23 protein-coding genes are annotated in these 22,484 nt (G+C 51.6%); 4 read left to right on the top strand and 19 right to left on the bottom strand.

Annotation, left to right across the window (positions count from 1 at the left end; genetic code table 11):
• Positions 1–3: 3 nt before the first annotated feature.
• The 13 genes from ACLU9Q_RS14555 to ACLU9Q_RS14495 form a co-directional block, all read right to left on the bottom strand.
• Entirely contained in the window at positions 4–954 is a 951-nt protein-coding gene (locus ACLU9Q_RS14555) for an ABC transporter ATP-binding protein (protein WP_296831444.1), read from the bottom strand.
• A gap of 4 nt (positions 955–958) precedes the next feature.
• Positions 959–1,939, bottom strand: a complete 981-nt coding sequence (locus ACLU9Q_RS14550; protein ID WP_296831445.1) for an ABC transporter ATP-binding protein — start codon at positions 1,937–1,939, stop codon at positions 959–961.
• 12 nt (positions 1,940–1,951) lie between these two features.
• Complete coding sequence (locus tag ACLU9Q_RS14545; protein ID WP_296831447.1) at positions 1,952–2,839, bottom strand: ABC transporter permease; 888 nt, start codon at positions 2,837–2,839, stop codon at positions 1,952–1,954.
• On the bottom strand, positions 2,836–3,792 hold the full coding sequence (locus ACLU9Q_RS14540) for an ABC transporter permease (protein ID WP_296831449.1): 957 nt from the start codon (positions 3,790–3,792) through the stop codon (positions 2,836–2,838). Before ACLU9Q_RS14540 ends, ACLU9Q_RS14545 begins: the two co-directional genes overlap by 4 nt.
• 57 nt (positions 3,793–3,849) lie before the next feature.
• Positions 3,850–5,466: an ABC transporter substrate-binding protein gene (locus tag ACLU9Q_RS14535; RefSeq protein ID WP_296831452.1), complete on the bottom strand. Its 1,617-nt coding sequence runs from the start codon at positions 5,464–5,466 to the stop codon at positions 3,850–3,852.
• 286 nt (positions 5,467–5,752) lie between these two features.
• On the bottom strand, positions 5,753–6,637 hold the full coding sequence (locus ACLU9Q_RS14530) for a LysR family transcriptional regulator (protein WP_296831454.1): 885 nt from the start codon (positions 6,635–6,637) through the stop codon (positions 5,753–5,755).
• A gap of 42 nt (positions 6,638–6,679) precedes the next feature.
• Positions 6,680–7,360, bottom strand: a complete 681-nt coding sequence (locus tag ACLU9Q_RS14525; RefSeq protein WP_296831456.1) for a GntR family transcriptional regulator — start codon at positions 7,358–7,360, stop codon at positions 6,680–6,682.
• 70 nt (positions 7,361–7,430) lie between these two features.
• Positions 7,431–8,282 (bottom strand): 4-(cytidine 5'-diphospho)-2-C-methyl-D-erythritol kinase, encoded by an 852-nt coding sequence (ispE, locus tag ACLU9Q_RS14520; RefSeq protein WP_296831458.1) that lies wholly within the window; start codon positions 8,280–8,282, stop codon positions 7,431–7,433.
• Positions 8,283–8,356: 74 nt separating this feature from the next.
• Positions 8,357–9,916 (bottom strand): DUF3794 and LysM peptidoglycan-binding domain-containing protein, encoded by a 1,560-nt coding sequence (locus ACLU9Q_RS14515; RefSeq protein WP_296831460.1) that lies wholly within the window; start codon positions 9,914–9,916, stop codon positions 8,357–8,359.
• An 85-nt stretch (positions 9,917–10,001) separates the two neighbouring features.
• Positions 10,002–10,616, bottom strand: a complete 615-nt coding sequence (locus tag ACLU9Q_RS14510) for a DUF3877 family protein (protein WP_296831462.1) — start codon at positions 10,614–10,616, stop codon at positions 10,002–10,004.
• A gap of 15 nt (positions 10,617–10,631) precedes the next feature.
• The gene (locus ACLU9Q_RS14505; protein WP_296831468.1) at positions 10,632–10,997 is read right to left on the bottom strand and encodes a VOC family protein; all 366 of its coding nucleotides are present in this window, start codon (positions 10,995–10,997) and stop codon (positions 10,632–10,634) included.
• A 68-nt stretch (positions 10,998–11,065) separates the two neighbouring features.
• Positions 11,066–12,388, bottom strand: coding sequence for a M18 family aminopeptidase (locus ACLU9Q_RS14500; RefSeq protein ID WP_296831464.1), 1,323 nt, complete (start codon positions 12,386–12,388; stop codon positions 11,066–11,068).
• A complete protein-coding gene (locus ACLU9Q_RS14495; protein WP_296831469.1) occupies positions 12,357–13,697 on the bottom strand; it encodes a replication-associated recombination protein A in 1,341 nt (446 codons plus the stop codon). The genes ACLU9Q_RS14500 and ACLU9Q_RS14495 overlap by 32 nt, the downstream gene beginning before the upstream one ends.
• A 407-nt stretch (positions 13,698–14,104) precedes the next feature.
• Here ACLU9Q_RS14495 and ACLU9Q_RS14490 point away from each other — a divergent pair, with 407 nt between their 5' ends.
• Positions 14,105–15,130, top strand: coding sequence for a M42 family metallopeptidase (locus tag ACLU9Q_RS14490; RefSeq protein ID WP_296837086.1), 1,026 nt, complete (start codon positions 14,105–14,107; stop codon positions 15,128–15,130).
• 46 nt (positions 15,131–15,176) lie between these two features.
• Here ACLU9Q_RS14490 and ACLU9Q_RS14485 read toward each other — a convergent pair whose 3' ends face one another.
• The 3 genes from ACLU9Q_RS14485 to ACLU9Q_RS14475 all read right to left on the bottom strand — a co-directional run bounded on the left by ACLU9Q_RS14485 (position 15,177) and on the right by ACLU9Q_RS14475 (position 18,597).
• Positions 15,177–17,696, bottom strand: a complete 2,520-nt coding sequence (locus tag ACLU9Q_RS14485; protein ID WP_296837089.1) for a heavy metal translocating P-type ATPase — start codon at positions 17,694–17,696, stop codon at positions 15,177–15,179.
• A gap of 19 nt (positions 17,697–17,715) precedes the next feature.
• The gene (locus ACLU9Q_RS14480) at positions 17,716–18,051 is read right to left on the bottom strand and encodes a metal-sensing transcriptional repressor (protein WP_296837092.1); all 336 of its coding nucleotides are present in this window, start codon (positions 18,049–18,051) and stop codon (positions 17,716–17,718) included.
• Between the two features lie 129 nt (positions 18,052–18,180).
• Positions 18,181–18,597 carry a protease complex subunit PrcB family protein gene (locus tag ACLU9Q_RS14475; RefSeq protein WP_296837096.1) on the bottom strand — a complete coding sequence of 139 codons (417 nt, stop codon included), beginning with the start codon at positions 18,595–18,597 and terminating at the stop codon, positions 18,181–18,183.
• A 157-nt stretch (positions 18,598–18,754) separates the two neighbouring features.
• Between ACLU9Q_RS14475 and ACLU9Q_RS14470 the strand changes: the two genes are divergently transcribed.
• From ACLU9Q_RS14470 to ACLU9Q_RS14460, 3 genes are read left to right on the top strand one after another with little or no spacing between them, the layout of a single operon-like run.
• Complete coding sequence (locus ACLU9Q_RS14470; RefSeq protein ID WP_296906612.1) at positions 18,755–19,390, top strand: TlpA family protein disulfide reductase; 636 nt, start codon at positions 18,755–18,757, stop codon at positions 19,388–19,390.
• On the top strand, positions 19,383–19,529 hold the full coding sequence (locus tag ACLU9Q_RS14465; protein WP_296906609.1) for a CD1871A family CXXC motif-containing protein: 147 nt from the start codon (positions 19,383–19,385) through the stop codon (positions 19,527–19,529). The genes ACLU9Q_RS14470 and ACLU9Q_RS14465 overlap by 8 nt, the downstream gene beginning before the upstream one ends.
• A gap of 6 nt (positions 19,530–19,535) precedes the next feature.
• On the top strand, positions 19,536–20,408 hold the full coding sequence (locus ACLU9Q_RS14460; RefSeq protein ID WP_296906606.1) for a 4Fe-4S binding protein: 873 nt from the start codon (positions 19,536–19,538) through the stop codon (positions 20,406–20,408).
• On the opposite strand, the gene ACLU9Q_RS14455 is transcribed toward ACLU9Q_RS14460, so the two are convergent.
• From ACLU9Q_RS14455 to ACLU9Q_RS14445, 3 genes are read right to left on the bottom strand one after another with little or no spacing between them, the layout of a single operon-like run.
• Positions 20,398–20,724 (bottom strand): branched-chain amino acid transporter permease, encoded by a 327-nt coding sequence (locus ACLU9Q_RS14455; protein WP_296837108.1) that lies wholly within the window; start codon positions 20,722–20,724, stop codon positions 20,398–20,400. The genes ACLU9Q_RS14460 and ACLU9Q_RS14455 overlap by 11 nt on opposite strands.
• Positions 20,721–21,425 carry an AzlC family ABC transporter permease gene (locus tag ACLU9Q_RS14450; RefSeq protein ID WP_296906603.1) on the bottom strand — a complete coding sequence of 235 codons (705 nt, stop codon included), beginning with the start codon at positions 21,423–21,425 and terminating at the stop codon, positions 20,721–20,723. Before ACLU9Q_RS14450 ends, ACLU9Q_RS14455 begins: the two co-directional genes overlap by 4 nt.
• Before the next feature lie 10 nt (positions 21,426–21,435).
• Positions 21,436–22,395 (bottom strand): ABC transporter substrate-binding protein, encoded by a 960-nt coding sequence (locus tag ACLU9Q_RS14445; protein ID WP_296906601.1) that lies wholly within the window; start codon positions 22,393–22,395, stop codon positions 21,436–21,438.
• Positions 22,396–22,484: the final 89 nt, after the last annotated feature.

The following is a 22,484-nucleotide window of genomic DNA, read 5'->3' as shown; positions in this document are numbered from 1 at the left end:
CTTCTAGTTAATTTCCTTTACCCTGCAGCAGGAAACGAAATGCCCTGGCTCCACCTCTGTCAGCTCCTGCGGCTGCCGGCAGGCTTCTGTTGCATACGGGCAGCGCGCTGCAAACCGGCATCCCGGTCTGGGATTAATCGGCGAAGTAATCTCGCCTTTCAGCTGCAGACGCTGCATCGGGTGAAAAATATCCGTGGACGGGATCGCCGACAAAAGCGCTTTTGTATAAGGATGCAGCGTATTGGAAAACAGTTCTTCCGTAGGCGCTTTTTCTACAAGCTGTCCGAGGTACATCACGCAGATGTGATTTGAAATATGACGCACCACGGAAAGATCATGTGTGACAAACATATACGCAACACCCATCTGCTCCTGCAGATCCATCAAAAGATTCAGTACCTGTGCCTGAATAGAAACGTCCAGTGCAGATACCGGCTCATCACATACAATAAATTCCGGATCCAGCGCAAGCGCACGCGCGATGCCCACCCTCTGGCGTCTTCCGCCGTCAAGTTCATGCGGATAAGACTGCCGCAGGCGTTCGTCTATACCTACCAGTTCCATCAGCTTTTCCGCCTGCCGCTGTATTTCTGCTTTTCCATGATATTTTCCGGAATGCTTCAGCGGCTCTTTGATTATGGATTCAATACGGATACGCGGATTCAGACTGGAATAGGGATCCTGGAATACGATCTGCATTTTATCGCGGATCTCATTCAGCTTTTTCCCCTTTACATGAGTGATATCCTCTCCATTCAGAAAAATCTGTCCGTCTGTTGCTTCCTGCAGATGGATAATCGTCCGCCCAAGTGTACTTTTTCCGCATCCGGATTCTCCAACCACTCCCAGCGTCTCTCCCTTTTCAATCGTAAAAGACACATCATCTACAGCATGGTTTATACCTGTCGGCACTTTAAAATATTTTTTCAGATTACGTACTTCAATTAACGACATTCCACTATTCCTCCTGCTTCAGATTACAGCAACAGCATGTATGTCCCGGTTCTACCTCTATCATCGGAACCGTCCCTTTACGGCAGGCATCTGTCGCCCGCTCACAGCGCGGTGCAAATGCACAGCCCTGCGGCAGATCCGTCGGATCCGGCAGCGTCCCCGGAATCGGTTTTAGTCGCTTCTCCCCGGTATTCATACTTGGCAGGGAAGCAAACAACCCTTTCGTATACGGATGAGACGGATTCAGAAACACAGATTTTTTATCTCCGTATTCCACGATCTTTCCGGCGTAAACTACCGCCACGTAATCACTCGTCTCGGCAACTACGCCAAGATCATGCGTAATCAGGATCATGGAAGTATTATATTTTTTCTTTAAATCTTTGATCAAATCCAGCACCTGCGCCTGGATCGTAACATCCAGTGCAGTAGTCGGTTCGTCCGCCAGAAGCAGCAATGGATTACAGGCGAGTGCCATTGCTATCACTACGCGCTGTTTCATTCCGCCGGAAAACTCAAAGGGATATTCCACACTTCTCTGCGCCGGAATCCCAACCATTTCCAGCATCTCTTTGGCTTTTTTCTCTGCTTCTTTCCTGTCATAATCATTGTGCAGAAGCAGTCCTTCCATAATCTGCTCTCCAACTGTCATCAAAGGATTTAATGCTGTCATCGGATCCTGGAAGATCATAGCGATCTTCCCTCCCCTTATATCAAGCATTTTTTCTTCCGGCATGGAAAGCAGTTCTTCCCCATCCAGCCAGATTTTTCCGCCCAATACCTTTGCCGGCGGATCTGGAAGAATGCCAAGGATCGCCTTTGCAATCGTCGTCTTCCCGGCGCCCGTTTCACCGACCAACGCCAGAGTCTCGCCCTTGTTCATTTCAAAAGACACCTTATTTACTGCCTGTACAACTTTTTTTCTGGAGGTATAGATGACTTCCAGATCACGTACTGTGAGAAATGCTTTCTGTTTTTCGATCATCGTACTTTCCTCCTATTTACGCAGTTTCGGATCCATCGCGTCACGCAGTCCATCACCGATCAGATTGATCGCGAGAACCGTAAACGCAATAATCAGACCCGGAAACATGATCAGATACGGATAATTCAAAATGTGGGATCTTGCATCTGCAAGCATAGCTCCCCATTCCGGTGTAGGCGGCTGGACGCCAAGCCCGATATAAGAAAGAGCTGCTGCCATTGTGATCGTCATACCGATTCCCATCGTCGCATCAACAATTACCGGAGAAATGACATTCGGAAGCAGATGCCGGAACATAATGCTGATCTTGGAACACTTGATTGATTCCGCTGCCTCCAGATATTCTTTCGAACGTTCCGCCAGAATCTGTCCGCGGATCAGCCGCACGCCAACCGGCACATTTCCTACCGAAAGGGCAAGTACGGTATTAAAAAACCCGCTTCCGAGCACAGCAGAGATCAGAATACACAGCAGTATACTCGGCAGGGAAGACCAGATATCCATGATACGCATAATGATCGTCTCCACCTTTCCGCCGAAATATCCGGCAATACTTCCGATAATCGTTCCTACCACAGAGCCAAACACGGCTGCGCAGAGTCCAAGCGCCAGAGAATAGCGTCCCCCATAAAGAAGTCTGGTAAAAACATCTCTTCCCATACCGTCAGTACCACAGATATGACTGGCAGACGGACCTTTAAACATATTTGCCACATCCATCTCATTTACACCGTAAGGCGCGATCACCGGAGCAAAAATACAGGCAAGACAAATGATTGCCAGCATGACAAGACCGACCCGTGCGCCGGGGTTCTCCCAGAGACGCTGCATGGTTTCCGCAAACATGGAAGTTTTGCCCGATTTCATGTACCGATGGTACATTCCGTCTTTTTTCTTCATTTCTTTTTTGCCCCCTTCCGCGCACTGGAGTACTGCGCCTTAATTCTGGGATCCACAAAAGCGTACACCAGATCAACTGCCAGCATTGCCAGCGATGTAAATACCGCAAAAAACAGCACGCACGATCTTACTACCGGATAATCTCTGGAATTAATCGCTGTCAGCAAATACAGACCAATGCCCGGCACGGAAAATACACTTTCAATAACAGCAGAACCTGCTACGATACGCGCAAAACCGTTTCCGATCGAAGTGATGATCGGCATTAGCGCATTGGGCAGCATATGCCGGAATACCACGACTTTTTCACGCTGTCCCTTTGCCCTTGCCGTTGTAATATAATCCTCACGGAATACGCCCAGCATACTCGCTCTTGTCTGCCTGGCGTTTACTGCAATTCCGCCAAGTGCGCTGCATATGATCGGCATGATGTAGTACTGTGGTCCGCCGATCCCATATGCAGGAAGAATACCAAGTTTTGCGGAAAACAGCAGGATCAGCATCAGCGCCACCCAGAAATCCGGGCAGGAAATGAATATCATAGCAATTCCCATCGTCAGGGAATCCTGCCATTTTCCCTCATGCGTCGCCGCAAAAATTCCCATCAGAAGACCTATGATCAGATTCAGGATCATCGCGGAAAGACCAATAATAATGGTCCTCGGCAGTCTCACCAGCATCTCTTCAATTACCGGCTTATTGTAGACCCACGAGGTTCCGAGATCAAAATGAATGAATGTATCTACAAAATAATTTTTCAGCTGTTCAAAATAGGACTGATCCAACCCCATAATGTGCCGCAGGTTTTCTACTTCCGCAGCAGTTGCACTTCCGCCCGCGATCATTTTCGCCGGATCTCCGGGGGTAAAGTAGAGAATTGTAAAAATAATAAACGATGTACCGAGAATTATTACAATCATCCACAGCAATCTTTTTAATATATATTTTCCCATAGTCTAACTCCAATAATATAAGCGGGGCGGTACTCACCGAAGCCGCCCCTTTTCCTGTCAGTCGAGATAATAGTCGCAGGAACCTGCACGCAGGAATTCGCTCTCGCGGTAAACAAGTGATGCAAAGTCTTCACTATACACTGCATTCATTGCACTTGTAGTTAATGCGCAGTAATATCCGTTTTCCAGAATATAGTCATGCATTGCATTCATATTTTCTGTAGTATGTCCCTCCAGTGTAGTACATGTTACCAGATAATCCTGCAGCGTTTCATCGTGAATATATGCCATATTGTAGTCTGTTCCAAATTCCGTGTAATTGGTGAAACGGTTCCACTCGCCGATCTGACAGCCGCCGCCTGCATTGGTAATCAGCATATCCCACTTTGTCGGATCAAGAGAATCGGACTGCACCAGCGCTTCGTCCTCTGCGACGATCTCCGTATTGATGCCAACGTTCAGAAGAAGCGCCTGGATCATGGTCATCATGTTCTTGTCGATCTCTGTGCTGGAGCCAAGGATTCTCAGTGTCTCCCCGTTGTAGGAGGACTGCTCCAGATATTCTTTTGCCTTCTGCTCGTCATAAACAGCCATATAATTATTTTCTGCAGCTTCCCACTCCGGATTATAATCTGCGAAGAACGATGTACCAAGCGCTTTTGCCGGAAGGACAGCGCCGCCAACCGTTGATACCGCTTCATTATTGATTGCATAATATACAGCTTTCCGCAGATTCACATCACTCATCGGACTGTTTTCTGCATTATTGCCCATCAGCACACGCAGACCGCTTCCCTGCGTAATATAAACATCGTTTCCATCGGCATACTGACCGCCCTCCTGGAAATCAGCAATATTCTCTGACGGAACGTACTCGGAATACTGGATCTGTCCGGTGCTGAGCGCAATTACATGCTGCGCTGTCTCAGAAATAATGTCATATTCAATTGTCTGCACATTTGCCTCGTGCTCCGGATCTCTCAGTTCATCTGTCTGCCAGTAATCGTCATTTGCTTCCAGTACAACCTTGCTGCCTACTGTATACTCCGCCACCTTATACGGGCCGGTCGCAACCGGTGCTTCGTGAAAATTGCCTTCCTCGTACGCCTTCTGGGAGAAAATCGGGGTACGGCACCACGGCCATTCCAGATCCCCGATTCCGTCGATCGGAGAAGTCCAGGTAAATTCTACTGTATAGTCATCAATCGCCTCGACGCTTTCAAATTTATCATATTTCAATGCTTTTCCGGCATCTACCAGCGTATAGATAGAATACACTACATCACTTGCTGTAATATTGTTGCCGTCCGTATCCGTGATATAATCGTAAAGCTCTACCTGCCAGTGCAGATCGTCCACCTCGGTATACCCTTTTGCAAGAATCGGAACATATTCATTGTCACGATAATCAAACAGTGTCTCATAAAAATTGTAGTTAACGTACAGCAGGCTGTTATCACCACCTGTATTTTCCGGTGCCAGATCTTTTGGATCGCTTACCAGACCAATTGCGATCTTATCATACCGCTCGTCACTATTTGCCGTTGTTTTTCTGGATTCGTCCAGTTGTGGTCCCGCATTCTCTTCCGCCATTGCAGCAGCCGGAAAACTGCCCGCCAGCATAGCTGCCGTCAGCGAAATGCCCAATACCCGATACATTCTTCCTGTTCTCATTCTTTTTCCTCCTTTGTTGAATCTTACAATTATTTTTTGTACCCAAGCGCGCTCATGGTTTTAATTAAACAAAAAAATCTGTTTTTCCCGTGTTTTTTTGTTGATGTTATTATAATTTCTTTTGTTCCAGGAAGCAAATCATATTCCGCCCTTATTACGTCCAAAACAGAAATAAAAAAGCTATAAACTGGCATTTTACCAAATTTACAGCTTTCTTTTTTGTTAGATATTCACAAATAAACAGACGTACATTTTCCATCTAAAACACAAGGCCCATTTCTCATCATCACTCAAAAACAGGTTCGCCATGCTCTGACCGTTCTCTCACAAACTCTATAAACAGCTTTTCTTCTTTCGAAAGACTATGATTTTTCATATAACACAGAGAAATTTCAATTTCTTTTACCGGTTCCACCTCTATCACCGCAATTTCCTCACGCATGATATAGCGGAGCGCCTTTTTCCACAAAAGCGCAATGCCCATGTTCTGTGCAACGGCCACAACAATATTGCTTCCAACCGAACCGGTAAATGCCACCTTCGGTTCGAACCCTGCTTCTCTCACAGTGTTGTAGATAATCTTGCTGATACGGTTTTTATCGCTGTCGGGAAACATCACAAAATCTTCATCCCGCAATTCTGCAAGAGAAACCTTTTTTCTTCCTGCAAGCGGATGTGAGCGATTGCAGATCATTACAAGCGAGTCCTTCATATAGGGAATTTTCACCATATCCCCTGTCGGATTTTCCTCATTCACCATAAAGCCAAGATCACACTCTCCGCTATGCAGCAGCTGCGATCCCTCATAGCTTTCATTGATATCCAGATTGATATGATATTTTTTCCGGAACTCCACCGCAAGCTCAATAATCCGGTATCCGGCGCTGATATTAATCGTCCGGCTGTTGGAAAGTGCTTTCTTCTCTAATTTCTTTTCTATTTCCCTATGGAGCTGTACTATTTTTTCGGCATAGGGAATCAGCATCTGTCCATACTCATTCGGCAGGATATTACGTTTGCTCCGGTCAAACAGCGCAACACCATACTCCGTCTCCAGCGCCCGTATATGCTTCGACAGCGAGGATGAGGTCGTGTATAACCGTTCTGCCGCCTCGCCCAGACGTCCTTCCTCTACAATTACCAGAAATTCCTCCAGATAATCTATATCCATATGCTATGCCTGTTCCCCTCCTCTCCATCTTTTCCTTTTTTATTAAGCGTCAACACTTCCGGTCAGGCTGCGCACCATGGATTCCTTCTGGTTGTCGATATGCGTGCGCATCGCGCTTCCCGCCTTCGCCGCATCCCTCTTCTTTAAAGCGCGGCGGATGGTATCGTGCTCCTCCACCAGCAGGCGATGCATCCGCTTATCCTTCAGATATTCCAGACGATAACGGTACATCTGCTCGCGGATATTCTGGAGCATCTGCTGCAGACGGCGGTTATTTGCCGCGCTGTAAATGATCTCGTGGAATGCCATATCTGTCTCCACACAGGCAAGCAGATTGTCATCCTCCAGACTGCGTTTGAAGTCATTCGCCGCCTTTTTCAGATCGCGCAGCTGATCCTCGGTAATGTTTTCGCACGCCTTCTGTACGGCAAGCTCCTCCAGCACGGCGCGCACCTCCAGCACATCCTCCAGATCCTGCAGGGTGATCTCTGCCACCACAGCGCCGCGCCGCGGCATCATATTTACCAGCCCCTCCAGCTCCAGCTTGCGGATCGCCTCCCGCACCGGTGTGCGGCTCACTCCAAGACGCTGTGCAAGCTGAATTTCCATCAGGCGCTCGCCCGGCTTTAATTCTCCTTTTAAAATTGCTCTTCGCAATGTATTAAATACCACATCCCGCAGCGGAAGGTATTCGTTCATATCCACCTGGAAATTATCGTTCATTTTCTCCTCCGTACATTATCGTTTTGTCCTTATAAAATCAGCTAAATCACGAAAAACATTCGAAATCCGCTCATACAAGATACACCTGCTTCGCGTCCTCTCCCCCGCTGAGCACGCGGTAAGCCTCCTTTGCCGCCTCTTCGTCCTCAAAAAGTCCAAAAACAGTCGGACCGCTTCCGCTCATCATTGCATTCAGCGCGCCGCATTCTATCATGGTTTCTTTGATCCGGCGGATGACCGGATACTCCGGGATAGTGACGGTTTCCAGTACATTTCCCATAAGGCGTGCAAGCTCATAAAGGTCGCCGCGCTTTAACGCCCCGATCTGTCCGTCGATATCCGGATGCTCCTTCAATTCATTCGCCCGCAGATTTCCGTACACAAATTTTGTCGATACATGGATGCCCGGCTTTGCGATCAGTATATGACATTTCGGCATGGGCGGCAGCGGCGTAAGCTTCTCGCCGATCCCCTCCGCCAGCGCGGTCCCGCGCATAACGCAGAACGGCACATCCGCCCCGATCTTCACACCGCGCGCCATCAGCTCCTCCGTGGACAGCCCCAGCTCAAACAATTTATTCACACCCACCAGCGTGGCTGCGGCGTCGGAACTGCCGCCCGCCATACCAGCTGCCACCGGAATATATTTAGCAAGCTCTATCTCCACGCCCTGCTTTATCTGAAACTCGTCCATCAGCAGCTTTGCCGCCCTATACGCCAGATTGTCCTCCCCGACCGGCAGAAAATGCAGGTTCGTCTGAACACGAATCTGCGCATCCTCCGCCGTACGGATCGTCAGCTTATCGTACAGCGGAATCGTCTGCATAATCATTCGTACTTCGTGATAGCCGTCTTCTCTTTTTCGCAGTACATCAAGACCAAGATTGATCTTCGCCTTTGCTTTCAGTTTAATTTCCTTCATCTTGTACCCCACTCGTATTTTGTATACAATTCTATTAAAATTGTATCATGTTCCGTACAGGATTGCAACCACTGTCAGCTCACTGTTTTCAAAATAATCAGCTGCGTTCCCGGCCGGACGTCCTTTTCTTCCACTTTATTCAGCGCACATATCCGCTGCGGCGTCGTAAAATAATGCTTGGAGATCTCCCACAGGGTATCCCCCGGCTGCACAATGTATCCGACAATGCCCGGAAGCTCCTGCAGCTTCTTCAGATCCATTTCTTTTTCTTCAATGTCCACAATGCACTGCTCATGGTGAACGCGCACCACAAAGGCGTTCAGGTTCACAATGATCTTCGCCTCGATTTCTTCGCTGTCGATCATGGTCGTGGATAGCTGCTCCAGATCAGTCTGCAAGGTAAACCGGCACTCCGGCGTAATATTCTTCACTTCGATGAGCTGCGTAAACGGCACTGCGCCCTCCATGACCGCATAGGGCGCCCGGTCGTCCGAGGAAACATACAAAATGGTGACAAAGACCGCGCCCTCCACTTCGATTCCCTTTTCTGTAATTGCGGTATTATCAATGCGCACCTCCCCGCGGCTGCTGCAGGTCTGCAGCACACGCGGCTGTTTCCCGTCCAGACGGATGCGCTCGCTCGCGCGGATCTTAGAAAAATTCTTCACCAGAAGACTCTCATAAACCTGCTGCTGTGTGACCGGCTGCAGATTGCGCACCGGGGAATAGATATCTTCCAGAATCCGCACCTGCTCCTCTACGTACAGCTTGATATCCAGATCCAGCACTGCCTCTATGGAAAGCAGGCGGCGCTCGCCGTCGTAATCCTCCAGAACCTCCAGGCTGCTTTGCGAGAGCACAATGTCGATCTGCGGAATCATATCCGCCGTGCATTCCTTGCACTCAATCGTTCCCTGGAACGGCAGCGCCGTCTCCAGCCACTGCTTCGTGCGGTTTTCGTCATCTCCTTCATACAGCACGAACACAAACAGCTCGCCCTTGATATCAAGCTGTCCGTCCAGCACACGGCTGTCGGTCCCGCGAAGCTGAATGCTCTCCCACAGAACGTTTGCAATGTTGGGTTTATTGGAGGAAACGGTCGCCTCGTCTTTGATGCGCAGGATATCCTTTTTCTGGACGACAAGCTGCAGCAGCTCCAGATCCTTCGTCAGCGTGCTCACCTCGGAAACGCCGTGCAGCTCCACCGCCGCCTGCGCGTCGTAGATTTCCTCCGTCGAGGCGGTAAAGGCAAGCAGCGCCTTCAGGCTCAGCTTTCGGGAATTGATCAGCGATACATTGATGTCCTCCACGTCCCATTTCAGATGCACATTCTCCCCCGGAACGGCTCCCGGCAGGTTCTGCTTCTCCTTAAAGGACAGCTTTGCATCCAGCCTGCCAAGCGGATGCTCCGGCGTGTCCGCAATATACAGCACGCAAACCTGCAGAACGCCCGTAATGGTAATCTGGTCGACGTCCACCTGCACGTCCTCGATCTTTACCTCCGCCTTGTTCTGAATGATGCGCTCGGCATCCGCCTGGGAGTCCGGCACATTGCAGTCCTCCTCCAGTGTGATCCGGTTGACGGTTCTCCCCTTCTCGCGCATCATATGTATATTTTTCTTCAATAATTCCACAAAAAATCCCTCCCTGCATAGTCTCTTAGCAGTCTATGCAGAGAGGGGCTGAAATAGACCTTATCCGGACGCCTGCGCGTCCCGCTCATATCAGGTCATGTTCATAATCCTCTTTTCCAAAACGGTGATAGGTAAGCCCAAATTCATTTTCCTCCACGCAGTACACATAGCAGTCATCCGCGCCTTCCCCGAAGTAAAAAACGTGTCCCATACCATCGTGTGCCCCGTCCTTTTCCACAAAGCCAACCTGCTGCCCGGCGGCGTGATCAGCAAAACACTGCCGCACATCATCAAGCGTTTTCCCCGGCGCTGTGATCACCGCCAGAAGCTTCTTTAAAAACGCCGGTTCCGGCACTTCATTTGCAATGTAAGCACACCCCTTCGACGGAATATCCAGACAATAGCGCTCGCCATTGTGAGAAATTTTCAGCTCGCCCAGCAGCGGACGCACTTCCCTGGAAAAAGCGGTAAGCGCCTCTTCCAGCTCTTCCGCGGAAATTCCTTCTGAAAGTCCCAGCAGGGATTTCAGGGACTGCGCCGGATAATAAAGCTTCATATCCTCATCCAGAAAACCGATTTTCAGCTGCCACTCCTTTACCGTATCAAAAATATGCTTCTTTAATGCCTCTGCATTCATTGATATCACATCTTTCTTTTTATTTTTCCCGGAAAACCTCTGCTTCCGGGACGTCGTTTTCATGTTCTTTCGACATCCTCATTTCCCTGCCGGCACGATCTCCAGCCAGTAACCGTCGGGATCGGCGATAAAGTAAATGCCCATCTCCGGGTTTTCAAAACAGATACAGCCCATCTCCTTATGAAGCTGATGCGCCGCGTCAAAATCGTCCACGCGAAACGCCAGATGAAACTCGCATTCGCCCAGGTCATATTTCTGCGGATGCTCCTCCAGACAGGTAAGCTCCAGTTCAAAATCGGACTGCTCATTGCCGAGATAGGCGATCACAAATCCCTCGCCGTTAATACGGCGCTTCTCTGTAAGACCAAGTGCCTTTTCATAAAATTTCTCAGATACCTCCAGATCCGCAACATTGTAATTTTCGTGAATCATTTTGAAATTCATTACCGTTTCCTCCTCGTTTTTCGTCAGATCCCCCGCCGCAGGCTGCGGGACATAACCTGCCTGTAATCTCATTGCTCACCGCGGAGCAACCGCAGGCTCCCGTAACCCGTTTCCTGCACGCTGCTCTCAAAGAATACCTTCGCCGCTTTCACAAGGTATGCGGTGTCGCGGATACCCGCCGTCTCGTAAGGCGAGTGCATCGCGAGCTGTGCAAGCCCGATATCTACCGTGGCAACCGCCACCTGCGTGCCGGAGATATTGCCGAGCGTCGAGCCGCCCAGAATATCCGAGCGATTTACATAATTCTGGTAAGGCACCTCTGCGATGCGGCAGATTTCCTTAAACACCGCCGCCGCAATGCCGTCCGTGGTGTATTTCTGGTTCGCGCTGTATTTGAGCACGATACCGCCGTTTAAGTACGGGCGGTTGGTCGGGCACGCCTTTTCCCCGTAATTGGGATGCACGCCCTGCGCATTATCCGCCGAGAGCATAAAGCTGGACGCCAGCATCCTGCGGTACTCCATCATCGTCTTTCCCAGCGCCTCGCAGATATTTGCAAGCGTGTCATATAAAAAGGTTGACGCTGCGCCCTGCCGGGTGCCGCTGCCCACTTCCTCGTTGTCAAAAACACAGTGCACCGGAATACTCCCGCCTTCCCCGGCCTCCAGGAATCCCTTCAGCGAAGAAAACGCGCACTGCAGATCGTCCAGCTTTCCGATGGAAATATATTCCCGGTTCGCACCCCAGATGCTGCCCGGCATACGGTTGTATAAAAACAGGTCGCTTCCGATCACCGCCTCCGGCGATACCCCGGCGCTCTCTGCGATCAGCGCCGCAAAGCTGCCCTTCGCCTTCTCATCCCCATAGAGCGGCAGCAGATCCTTCTGCACATTGTATTTCATACCGTCATTTGCTTCCCGGTTCATGTGGATGGCAAGATTGGGGATCATCAGAAGATCGCGGTCTACATTGACAAGCTTTGCCTTAATCTGCCCGTCCTCACGCACCATCAGACGACCAGCTACCGAGAGCGGGCGGTCGAACCAGGGCGACATCAGCATACCGCCGTACTTTTCCACATTCAGCTTTACATAATGCCCTTCCGCCTCCATCTCCGGATTTTCCTTAATCTTAAAGCTCGGAGAATCGCTGTGGCTCGCCATAATCTGAAAGCCGCAGATTTCCTTCTCCGGGATACGGAACGCAATCAGAGAGGAACCATTGCGCACCACATAATATTTTCCGCCGGGCACAAGGCTCCACGGTCTGCTTTCCAGAAGCTGTGTATAACCCGCACCGTCAAGCTGTTTGCGCGTGGATTCCACCGCATGAAAACAGCTTGGGCTTTCTTCTATAAAATCAAATAGTTCTCTTGTGAGCTGTTCGCTCATGTCGCTTCCACTCCTTTACTTCTTCTAAATGTTTTTTTACTTTCTCTTCCGCTCCCTGCGTGGTCGGGCGGTAGTATTCGCGATCCGCCAGGGATTCGGGCAGACACTGCATCGCCGTCAGCTTCTCCTCGGTGTCGTGCGCATACTGATACCCTTCCCCGTAATGCAAATCTTTCATCAACCCTGTGGGAGCGTTGCGCAGCCAGAGCGGAACCGGCTCCGCCCGGCGCTCCTTCACATCGCGCTTGCATTCCTCGCACGCCGCGTAAAGCGCATTTGATTTCGGCGCCATCGCAAGATAGGTGACTGCATGCGTCAGATGGACGTCGCACTCCGGCATCCCCAGAAAGTGGCACGCCTGGTACGCCGCCACCGCCACCTGCAGCGCCTGACTGTCCGCCATACCGACGTCCTCGCTGGCAAAACGGATAAGCCTGCGGGCAATATACAGCGGATTTTCGCCGCCCTCCAGCATCCGGCACATCCAGTAGATCGCCGCGTCCGGATCGCTGTTGCGCATGGATTTATGCAGTGCGGAGATAAGATTGTAATGCTCCTCGCCGCTTTTATCATATAAAAGAGACTTCCGGCTGATACACTGCTCCAGACCTTCATCCGTGACGGTGATTCCCTCCGCGCTGATCTCGCCGTTTGTGACCGCCATCTCCAGCGTGTTGAGCGCTGTGCGCGCGTCGCCGTTTGCAAACGCTGCGATCGCCGCGATCTGCCGCTCACTCATTTTTACGTTGGAATTTAAAAAGCCGGACGGACTTGACAATGCATTTTTGAGAAGCTGTACAAGATCCTTTTCCTCCAGCGCCTTCAGCACAAACACCCGGCAGCGCGACAGAAGCGCCGCGTTTACCTCAAAGGACGGGTTTTCCGTGGTAGCACCGATCAGTATGATGCTGCCCTTTTCTACAAACGGAAGAAAAGCGTCCTGCTGCGCCTTGTTGAAGCGATGGATCTCGTCCACAAAAAGCACGGTTCTCTGCCCCATCCGGCGGCTGTTTTCCGCCTGCTGCATCACTTCTTTGATCTCCTTGATGCCGCTCGTGACCGCACTGAAATTAATAAAATCTGCCCGCGTGTGCGCCGCAATGATCCCGGCAAGCGTCGTCTTTCCGACACCCGGCGGTCCCCAGAAGATCATCGAGGAGATCTGATCGCTTTCGATCAGCCTGCGCAGCATCTTTCCCGGACCGAGCAGATGCTCCTGCCCCACAAAATCCTCCAGCCGCGTCGGGCGCAGACGGCTGGCAAGCGGCACCGTTTTTTCTCTGTCGTCAAATAAGGTCATCTGCTCCATGGCATGTCCTCCAAAAATGTTACTGTTCACAGTAACATTCGCAAATCCATTTAAAATTCGCTCCGCGAATGGGATTTGCTCACACCTGTATCACTTTCTTACGGACTTTGCAGTGAATGCAAAGTCCTAACCTAAACAGTAACCCAAAAATCACTCTGAGCATAGTATAGCAGACAAATCAAAAAAAGTACAGTACATTTTTCGAACTTTTGTTCTGTTTTTGTAATCTGTCGTAACACCTTCATCCATCGTATAAGATTTTTTCTTTTTTTGCTCCGGTCTGGCGCAAAGTATGTTAAACTGAATTCTGCACGGGTTTGTGGCTGTGAGCAGATGAAGCAGCAACACAGTTTTTCCTGCACGAACGCGGCGAACATTTATACAGACAGAAAGGAAGATGGCACAATATGAATCATTATGTAGATTATATTCTTGAACAGGCGCAGAAGCTTCTCGCCATTGACAGCCCCTCTGGCTTTACCGGGGCAGTCTCCGATTATCTGATGGAGGAATACCGGCGTCTCGGATATTCCCCGCAGAAAACCGTGAAGGGCGGCGTTCTTGCCGACCTCGGAGGCGACGGCAACGCGCTGATGCTGCTGGCACACGTGGATACGCTGGGTGCAATGGTCGCGGAGATAAAAAGCGACGGCCGTCTGCGCCTCACGCCCATCGGAGGCTTAAACGCCAACAATGTCGAGGCGGAAAACTGCACCGTCTACGCGATGGACGGAAAAACATACGAGGGAACCATCCAGCTCGCGGACGCCTCTATCCATGTAAACAAATCCTACAATGATACCGCCCGCACCTTCGACAGCGTGGAGCTGGTGCTCGACGAACCGGTGTCCTCCAAAGATGATGTGAAAAAGCTTGGCATTATGACCGGGTGCTATGTCTGCCCGCAGCCGCGCACACGCATCACGGCTTCCGGCTACATCAAGAGCCGCTATCTTGACGATAAGCTCAGCACCGCGATCCTGCTCGGCTACGCAAAATACGTGAAAGAGGAAAACGTCGTGCTTCCGCGAAAGGTCTGGCAGCACGCCACAGTCTTTGAGGAGGTCGGGCACGGCGGCTGCGCCTCGATCCCATCTGACGTAACGGAGCTTCTCTCCGTCGATATGGGCTGCGTGGGCAGTGGTCTGGAATGCACGGAGCGCCAGGTGTCCATCTGTGTGAAGGACAGCCGCGGTCCCTATCATCACGATGTGGTAAAGGCATTAATAAAAGCAGCGCAGGATCACGGGATCGACTACGCTGCTGATGTGTATCCGTTTTATGGTTCCGACGCCGACGCAGCGCTCGCTGCCGGAATCGACGCCAGACACGGTCTGATCGGTCCTGGCGTCTACGCCTCTCACGGCTATGAGCGCTCCCACCGCGACGGCGCAGAAAATACGCTCCGGCTGCTGCAGGCATATGTCGGGTGAGGCAGCTTAATCACATAGTACGCCCGGCGTTCTCCGTGTATCATACCTATGAAATAGAAATTACTTTGTAATCCTGGTCCTCGACCGTCTTTTTGAGCAGCTCGTCAGCTACCGGCGCATTCAGGGTAACGACTGCCGTGCCCTCCTGGTGGCTGACCGCCGCCTGCTCTACCTCCGGCAGCGCTTCCAGCACCTTCTTCACTCTCGCCTCGCAGTGTCCGCACATCATTCCTTCAATTTTCATTGTCTTTTCCATCGTCTTACTCTCCTTCTCTTTTTTCTTTCTGATTTTTTTATCTCTGCCTGCATCATATATTTTGAACAGATTCAAACGCAGTGCATTTGTCACCACGCAGAAGCTGGACAGGCTCATCGCCGCCGCTCCGAACATCGGGTTTAGTTTCCATCCGTTCAGCGGGATCCACAGTCCCATCGCGAGCGGGATTCCTACCGCGTTATAGAAAAACGCCCAGAACAGGTTTTCGTGAATGTTCCGCAGAGTAGCCCGGCTTAATCGGATCGCCGCCGGAACGTCGCTTAACCGGCTCTTCATCAGCACGATATCCGCCGCGTCGATGGCAACATCCGTGCCCGCTCCGATCGCGATCCCGATATCCGCACGCGTCAGAGCCGGAGCATCGTTGATGCCGTCGCCGACCATCGCAACCTTTCCCTTCTGTTTCAGGCTGCGGATCACGCTCTCCTTTCCGTCCGGCAGCACGCCCGCGATCACCTCGTCGACGCCCGCCTGCCGTCCGATTGCACGCGCTGTCCGCTCATTGTCTCCGGTCAGCATCACCACATGAACGCCCATGTTCTGCAGCTCTTTAATTGCCTGCGGGCTGTCTTCCTTAATGACGTCCGCCACCGCGATAATGCCCGCAAGTTTCTCGTCCTTTGCAAAGTACAGCGGCGTTTTTCCTTCCTCCGCCAGACGTTCTCCCTGCGCCTTCACATCCTCCGGTATCTGCACCTTTGCGCCGATAAACTGCGCATTGCCGCCGGTTAAGGTGCTGCCCTCCAGAACCGCTGTCAGTCCGTTTCCGGGAAGCGCCGCAAAATCAGATACCTCCTGTGCTGTCATCCCCTCCGCCTCTGCACGCGCAAGCACGGCGCGCGCCAGCGGATGCTCGCTTTTCTGCTCCAACGCACAGGCAAGTGTGAGCAATTCTTCCTCCGTAAAGCCCTTCGCCGGCAGCATATCTGTCACACGCGGTTCACCGAGCGTGATGGTACCCGTTTTGTCCAGCGCCACGATTTCCGTCTTGCCGGTTTCCTCCAGGGAAACTGCTGTTTTAAACAAAATACCGTTCTTCGCGCCCATGCCGTTTCCAACCATAATCGCTACCGGCGTCGCAAGCCCCAGCGCGCACGGACAACTGATCACCAGTACGGAAATACCGCGCGCCAGCGCGAATCCGACACTCTCCCCGGCAAGCAGCCAGCCAATGATCGTTACAACCGCGATCGTGATGACCGCCGGGACGAACACGCCGGACACCTTGTCCGCCACCTTTGCGATCGGCGCCTTAGTCGCCGCCGCGTCGCTTACCATCTGGATGATCTGCGAGAGCGTGGTATCCTCTCCCACACGCGTTGCCTCACATTTTAAGAACCCCGACTGGTTGATGGTCGCCGCTGATACTGCGTCCCCCGCCGCTTTGTCCACCGGGATGCTCTCGCCGGTCAGCGCCGACTCGTTGACCGCGCTGATGCCCTCAATTACCACACCGTCCACCGGGATATTTTCTCCGGGACGGACGACAAACATATCACCCTTTCGCACCTGCTCGATGGAAACTTCCGTCTCAACGCCGTCGCGCAGAACCGTCGCTTTTTTCGGTGCCAGCTTCATCAGCCCCTTCAGGGCATCCGTCGTTTTGCCCTTTGAGCGCGCCTCCAGCATCTTACCCACCGTGATCAGTGTGAGGATCATCGCCGCCGACTCGAAATAAAATTCATGCATATACGACATGACGCCCGCCATATCTCCCTTTACCTGCGCATCCGTCATCGCAAACAGCGCGTAGGTGCTATATACGAAGGACGCCCCGGAGCCGAGCGCCACCAGCGTGTCCATATTGGGCGCGCCGTGCAGCAGCCCGCGAAAACCGCTGATGAAAAATTTCTGGTTGATCACCATGATGATCACAGTGAGAAGAAGCTGCAGAAGCCCCATCGCCACATGATTATTTTCAAAAAAGGACGGCACCGGCCAGCCCCACATCATATGCCCCATCGAAAAATACATCAGAACGATCAGAAAACCGACGGATGCCCACAGACGCTTTTTCAGAACCGGCGTCTCCCTGTCCTTTAAAAGCTCCTCATCATTCGCGGCTGAGGCTGCTTTTCCGTTGTCGTGCGCTCCCTTCACAGATGCGCCGTATCCCGCTTCCGTGACCGCCGCTATGACAGCGCTATCGGAAGCGGTGCCCTCCACCCCCATGGAATTCGTCAGCAGGCTGACCGAGCACGCCTCCACCCCCGGCACCTTCGATACCGCTTTTTCCACGCGCGCGCTGCACGCCGCGCAGCTCATACCGGTTACTGTATACTGTTTCATGGATTATCACTCCCATCTTCTACTTCATTAATTTCTGCAGCACTGCCACCAGCTCGTCCACCGTCTCTTCTCTGCCCTCATGCAGGTCGCGGACGACGCAGGTGCGGATATGATTGGCGAGCAGCACCTTATTGAAGCTGTTTAATGCAGCGTTTGCCGCCGCCACCTGCACCAGAATATCCGGGCAGTAGGCATTTTTCTCCACCATTCCTTTGATGCCGCGTATCTGCCCCTCAATGCGGTTCAGGCGATGGATCAGATCCTTATATTCCTTCTCACTGCGCTCTTTTGTCCTGGCGCAGCAGCACTCCTTTGCTTCCTTTTCGTTATAGGTTGCCTCATTTTGTTCTTTCATATGCGCCTCCTTATACCCTTATGGGGTATATTTGCATTATATACCCTCACGGGGTATATTGCAAGTGAATTTTTCAAAAAAATTCGCCCATATGCGCTGTAAAGGCACATATAGGCGAATTTCTTTCCGTCACTCAAACATAATCGTCTCGTCCAGTCCCTCCGTTTTGATGACAATATACGGATAGGAGGCTTCCTCCTTAATCTCCGTTCCGCTCTGCGGACCGATCAGCTCAAATTTCACATGGATACCGTCCTCAGCAAGATAAAACTGCGGTACGGAAATGCTGTACCCGCCGGTTTTCTGCTCTCCAAAGCCCCGCGCTATGTAAAGATAGCCTTCGTTCTGGTAGCTCAGCTTCATCTCTTTTTGTTTGTTCTCCTCAATCACCTCGGCAAGCGCCTTCGGTATGTCGCTCTCCTCAAGAACCGTAAATTCCAGATCACGGATCTTTCCCTCCGGCTCTGTCTCCCCGCATCCGGCAAGCAGCGCAGTCACTCCCAGCAAAAGCAGACAGAAACACACTCTTTTCCACAAATACTTCATGGCTTCCCACATTTCTTTTTTATATGCTTATGAAGCAGTTTCGCCGCATATGCTTCTTCACAGTTAATTCATAAAAATGAATTTGCTTTTCCTTTGCTAATCCATTACAATGAGAGCAGATTCAGACATTTAAAGAAATGGAAAGCGAGGTTGTATTATGTTAAAGAAAAAATTTGCCGCGGCGCTGTCCTGCGCTGCCGTTCTCTTCACCCTCTCCGGGTTTTCCGCCGGAGCAATGCTCTGGGACAGCGACAAGCTTCCGACAGAGGTTCCCGCGTTCACCACGCAGGATATCGAAGGCAACAAGGTGACAGAGGATATTTTTGCAGATAAGGATATTACGATGGTGAATGTCTGGGGCACCTTCTGCTCTCCCTGCATCGCCGAGATGCCGGAGCTTGGCGAACTTGCGCAGGAGCTTCCGGAGAACATGCAGATGATCGGACTTGTCATCGACATTATGGATCAGAAGAATGAGGTTTCGCAGACGAATCTTGATCTTGCCGGTCAGATCACGGAAAAGGCGGACGCCGGATTTACGCATCTGATCGCCAATGAAGATTTTACAGAGTTTCTTTCTTCCGTGACCGGCGTGCCCAGCACCTTCTTTGTTGATAAGGACGGCAAAATCCTCGGACAATGGATCGAGGGCGCAGACGTGGACGCTTACCGTGAGCGCATTGAAGAATATAAGGCAGAATACCCGGATACAGATGCAAATCAGGCAGCGCCGGCAGACGCAGAGCAGGCAGAATCGGCAAAGACAGACTCTACGGAGCAGGCAGATGCGTAGCCGCACAAGGCATCTGCTGCAGGCGGGCGCGCTTGCTGCCGCTGTGCTGTTTCTTATTTACGGCGTCTCGCGCGGCGAGGTGGCGCTCGTTCTGAACAAGGCAATCTATATCTGCATGGAATGCATCGGACTGGGGTAACTACATATGAAATTTACAAATGCTGTAAAACGAAAGCTGATCCAGATCGCCGCGTTTGGATTCTCCAACATTCACCTTGGAAATTTTAAAAGCGGCAGCCTGTACACCGGCTCCTGGAAGCAGTTCTGCAATCCGGGGCTGAATTGCTATTCCTGCCCGGCGGCGACGCTCGCCTGCCCCATCGGTGCGCTGCAGGCAGTCAGCGGCTCCATGAATTTTAAATTCAGCTTTTACGTGGTTGGGTTTTTACTTGCAGTCGGCGTGCTCTTTGGGCGCGCGATCTGCGGCTTTCTCTGTCCTTTCGGACTGCTGCAGGAGCTGCTGCACAAAATCCCGTTCCCAAAGCGAAAGCTGCCAAAGCCTCTGCGCTATCTGAAATACGCGATACTGGTGATTTTTGTCATTTTGCTGCCGATCGTGGCCACCGATTATATGGGCATGGGAAAACCAGCATTCTGCGAATTTATCTGCCCTGCCGGGACACTGGAGGGCGGTATTCCGCTGCTTCTTTCCAATCCGCGGCTCCGGGCCGTTATCGGGGAGCTGTTCAGTCTGAAAGCGGCGATCCTGGTTCTGACGATCGTCGGCTGTATGTCCATTTACCGCTTTTTCTGCAAGGCAATGTGTCCGCTTGGCGCAATTTACGGACTGCTGAATAAGATCAGTATTTATCATCTGGAGGTAGACGAAAAAAAATGCGTGGGCTGCCAGAAATGCGCCCACGTCTGTAAAATGGATGTTGATCCGGTAAAGCATCCCGATTCTGCGGAATGCATCCGCTGCGGCGAGTGCCGCGATGCCTGCCCTGCGCAGGCGATTTATCTCGGATTCCGGCATCCTGCAAAAGCTGGCGAAAACAGTGCGCCTTCTAAAAAATAAACTGCACGAGCAGCATATAGAGAACCGTTCCGCCGGCGATCGAGAGAAGCATCTGCCGTTTCCACAGATGCAGCGCGATCACTGCCGCAATCGAGATCAGCTCCGGCAGGGCATGACTTCCGGAAAAAACGGAAACATTTTTCAGGCAGTAGATGATCAGCATTCCAAATACTGCCGCCGGAAGCACCTTGCCGAGATACTGTATATATTTAGGCGTCGGTTTCCCTGCCGGAAAGAGCAGAAACGGCAGGAACCGCGTCAGCATCGTTCCCAGGACAACTACACCGATCGTTATGATCTGCTGCGTGAGCGTCATAGCTGCACCGCCTCCTCTCTCTCAAATTTCCCACGCAAAAGCGTCAGTACGCCGAGTATTCCCAGCATGGACGGGATGATAAAATTGTCAGCCCCGAAAGCGACCAGGCACAGAAGCGATATCGCAATTCCCAGGAGCGCGCTGGTGTGATCTTTATCCTTCAGCCATTGCTCCATAAAGATCACCACAAACATTGCCGTCATTACAAAATCCAGTCCCTCCGTGTTGAAGGTCAGAAAAGAGCCGAAAATCCCGCCAAGCGTCGCTCCCAGAAACCAGTAGCACTGGTTGAGAAGGGTGACGGCGGTCATAAACCAGCCGCGGTCCACGTCCTCCGGTATCTTCGCGGTATAATTGATGGAAAATGTCTCATCACACATTCCAAAGATCAGATAAAACTTTTTCCAGCCTGTCCCCTTAAATTTGTCCAACATAGAGATGCCGTAAAACAGGTGGCGCGCATTGATCATCAGCGTCATCACAAACGCCTGCAGCGGATCGAATGCCCCGAGAAGCATATTGCAGGTAACAAATTCCATGGAACCGGCGAAAATCGTGATACTCATCACCATCGGATACCAGAAGCTAAACCCCGATACATTCATATAGATCCCGTAGGTCAGACCGAGAAACCAGAACCCGGCAAAAATCGGAATGGTATGCGGAAACGCCGTAATAAACGCCTTTTTTATCTTTTCCACTCTCGACCCCTCACTCCATCTGCAATTCTACATAGTCTTCCGGGATTTCCAGATTAAGCTTTTCACAAATTTCCTTATTGTATTCCTTCGTTACCTCCGGCGCATATTCGATCGGCATCCCAGAGATATCCTCTCCGTCCGCAAGAATGCGGATCGCCATCTGCCCGGTGGTATAACCGAGATCATAATAGTCAATGGAAAGCGTCGCCACCCCACAGCTCCGGCAGATGCCTTCCTCCCCGGCAACTACCGGGATCCCCGCCGGAATGCACACGTTGGCGATCAGCTCCGCATTCGCCGCCGCAGTATTGTCCGTCGGGACAAAGATCACATCGCATTCCTGTGTCGCGCTTGTGGTCACGGAAGCAAGATCATTGGAATCCGCAAAGCCAAATTCTTTGCAGGTATAGCCGCGCGCCTGCAGCTCGTCCGTCATCACGCCAATCTGATACTCGGAGTTCGGCTCTGCCGAGCAGTAGAGAAGCCCCACCGTCTCTGCCTCCGGAAACAGCTCCTGGATCATTGCCGCCTGCTGGTCGAGCGGGGCAAGATCGGAGGTGCCTGAAATGTTTCCGCCTACCGTGCCGTCAAAATCATCCAGCTGCAGCGCCGCCTCATATTTTGTGACCGATGTTCCCAGTATCGGGATCTGATTGGTAGCGGTGGCTGCCGTCTGCAGGGAAGCCGTGGCGTTTGCCAGGATCAGATCCACATTTCCCGCCACAAAATTATTTATAATCGTAGAGCACAGATAGAAATCGCCCTGCGCATTCTGCTCCTCAATGATAACACTATCGCCGAATTTCTCCGTCAGCGCATCCTTAAAGCCCTGTGTCGCACTGTCCAGCGCTTCATGCTGTATCAGCTGACAAATGCCGACATGAAATGTCTCCTCCGCCTGTACCGCACCTCCGATGCATCCTGCCATTGCCGCCGCAGCGGCTGCCGTCATCCAGAATCTTTTTTTCATCCTCTCAATCCTCCCAGTCAAGTTCTTCCTGCCGCCGTATCAAAGAGTCCTGATGCCTCCTGTCCGGCAACATTACAATCTATAAGGAT

It is taken from the genome of Marvinbryantia sp. (genome assembly GCF_047017445.1).
GTDB lineage: Bacteria > Bacillota > Clostridia > Lachnospirales > Lachnospiraceae > Marvinbryantia.
Note: the sequence above shows the minus strand (reverse complement) of the source record. Positions and strands in the feature narration are given on the sequence as shown.

Bases quoted from the DNA above. Each gene is read 5' to 3' on its own strand.
- ACLU9Q_RS14525 (WP_296831456.1), bottom strand. From the start codon at position 7,360: ATGAACGATAATTTCCAGGTGGATATGAACGAATACCTTCCGCTGCGG.
- ACLU9Q_RS14530 (WP_296831454.1), bottom strand. From the start codon at position 6,637: ATGGATATAGATTATCTGGAGGAATTTCTGGTAATTGTAGAGGAAGGA.
- ACLU9Q_RS14510 (WP_296831462.1), bottom strand. From the start codon at position 10,616: ATGAAAACGACGTCCCGGAAGCAGAGGTTTTCCGGGAAAAATAAAAAG.
- ACLU9Q_RS14495 (WP_296831469.1), bottom strand. From the start codon at position 13,697: ATGGAGCAGATGACCTTATTTGACGACAGAGAAAAAACGGTGCCGCTT.
- ACLU9Q_RS14505 (WP_296831468.1), bottom strand. From the start codon at position 10,997: ATGAATTTCAAAATGATTCACGAAAATTACAATGTTGCGGATCTGGAG.
- ACLU9Q_RS14475 (WP_296837096.1), bottom strand. From the start codon at position 18,597: ATGAAGTATTTGTGGAAAAGAGTGTGTTTCTGTCTGCTTTTGCTGGGA.
- ACLU9Q_RS14555 (WP_296831444.1), bottom strand. From the start codon at position 954: ATGTCGTTAATTGAAGTACGTAATCTGAAAAAATATTTTAAAGTGCCG.
- ACLU9Q_RS14470 (WP_296906612.1), top strand. From the start codon at position 18,755: ATGTTAAAGAAAAAATTTGCCGCGGCGCTGTCCTGCGCTGCCGTTCTC.
- ispE (WP_296831458.1), bottom strand. From the start codon at position 8,282: ATGAAGGAAATTAAACTGAAAGCAAAGGCGAAGATCAATCTTGGTCTT.
- ACLU9Q_RS14455 (WP_296837108.1), bottom strand. From the start codon at position 20,724: ATGACGCTCACGCAGCAGATCATAACGATCGGTGTAGTTGTCCTGGGA.
- ACLU9Q_RS14490 (WP_296837086.1), top strand. From the start codon at position 14,105: ATGAATCATTATGTAGATTATATTCTTGAACAGGCGCAGAAGCTTCTC.
- ACLU9Q_RS14545 (WP_296831447.1), bottom strand. From the start codon at position 2,839: ATGAAGAAAAAAGACGGAATGTACCATCGGTACATGAAATCGGGCAAA.
- ACLU9Q_RS14500 (WP_296831464.1), bottom strand. From the start codon at position 12,388: ATGAGCGAACAGCTCACAAGAGAACTATTTGATTTTATAGAAGAAAGC.
- ACLU9Q_RS14485 (WP_296837089.1), bottom strand. From the start codon at position 17,696: ATGAAACAGTATACAGTAACCGGTATGAGCTGCGCGGCGTGCAGCGCG.
- ACLU9Q_RS14445 (WP_296906601.1), bottom strand. From the start codon at position 22,395: ATGAAAAAAAGATTCTGGATGACGGCAGCCGCTGCGGCGGCAATGGCA.
- ACLU9Q_RS14480 (WP_296837092.1), bottom strand. From the start codon at position 18,051: ATGAAAGAACAAAATGAGGCAACCTATAACGAAAAGGAAGCAAAGGAG.
- ACLU9Q_RS14465 (WP_296906609.1), top strand. From the start codon at position 19,383: ATGCGTAGCCGCACAAGGCATCTGCTGCAGGCGGGCGCGCTTGCTGCC.
- ACLU9Q_RS14460 (WP_296906606.1), top strand. From the start codon at position 19,536: ATGAAATTTACAAATGCTGTAAAACGAAAGCTGATCCAGATCGCCGCG.
- ACLU9Q_RS14535 (WP_296831452.1), bottom strand. From the start codon at position 5,466: ATGAGAACAGGAAGAATGTATCGGGTATTGGGCATTTCGCTGACGGCA.
- ACLU9Q_RS14550 (WP_296831445.1), bottom strand. From the start codon at position 1,939: ATGATCGAAAAACAGAAAGCATTTCTCACAGTACGTGATCTGGAAGTC.
- ACLU9Q_RS14540 (WP_296831449.1), bottom strand. From the start codon at position 3,792: ATGGGAAAATATATATTAAAAAGATTGCTGTGGATGATTGTAATAATT.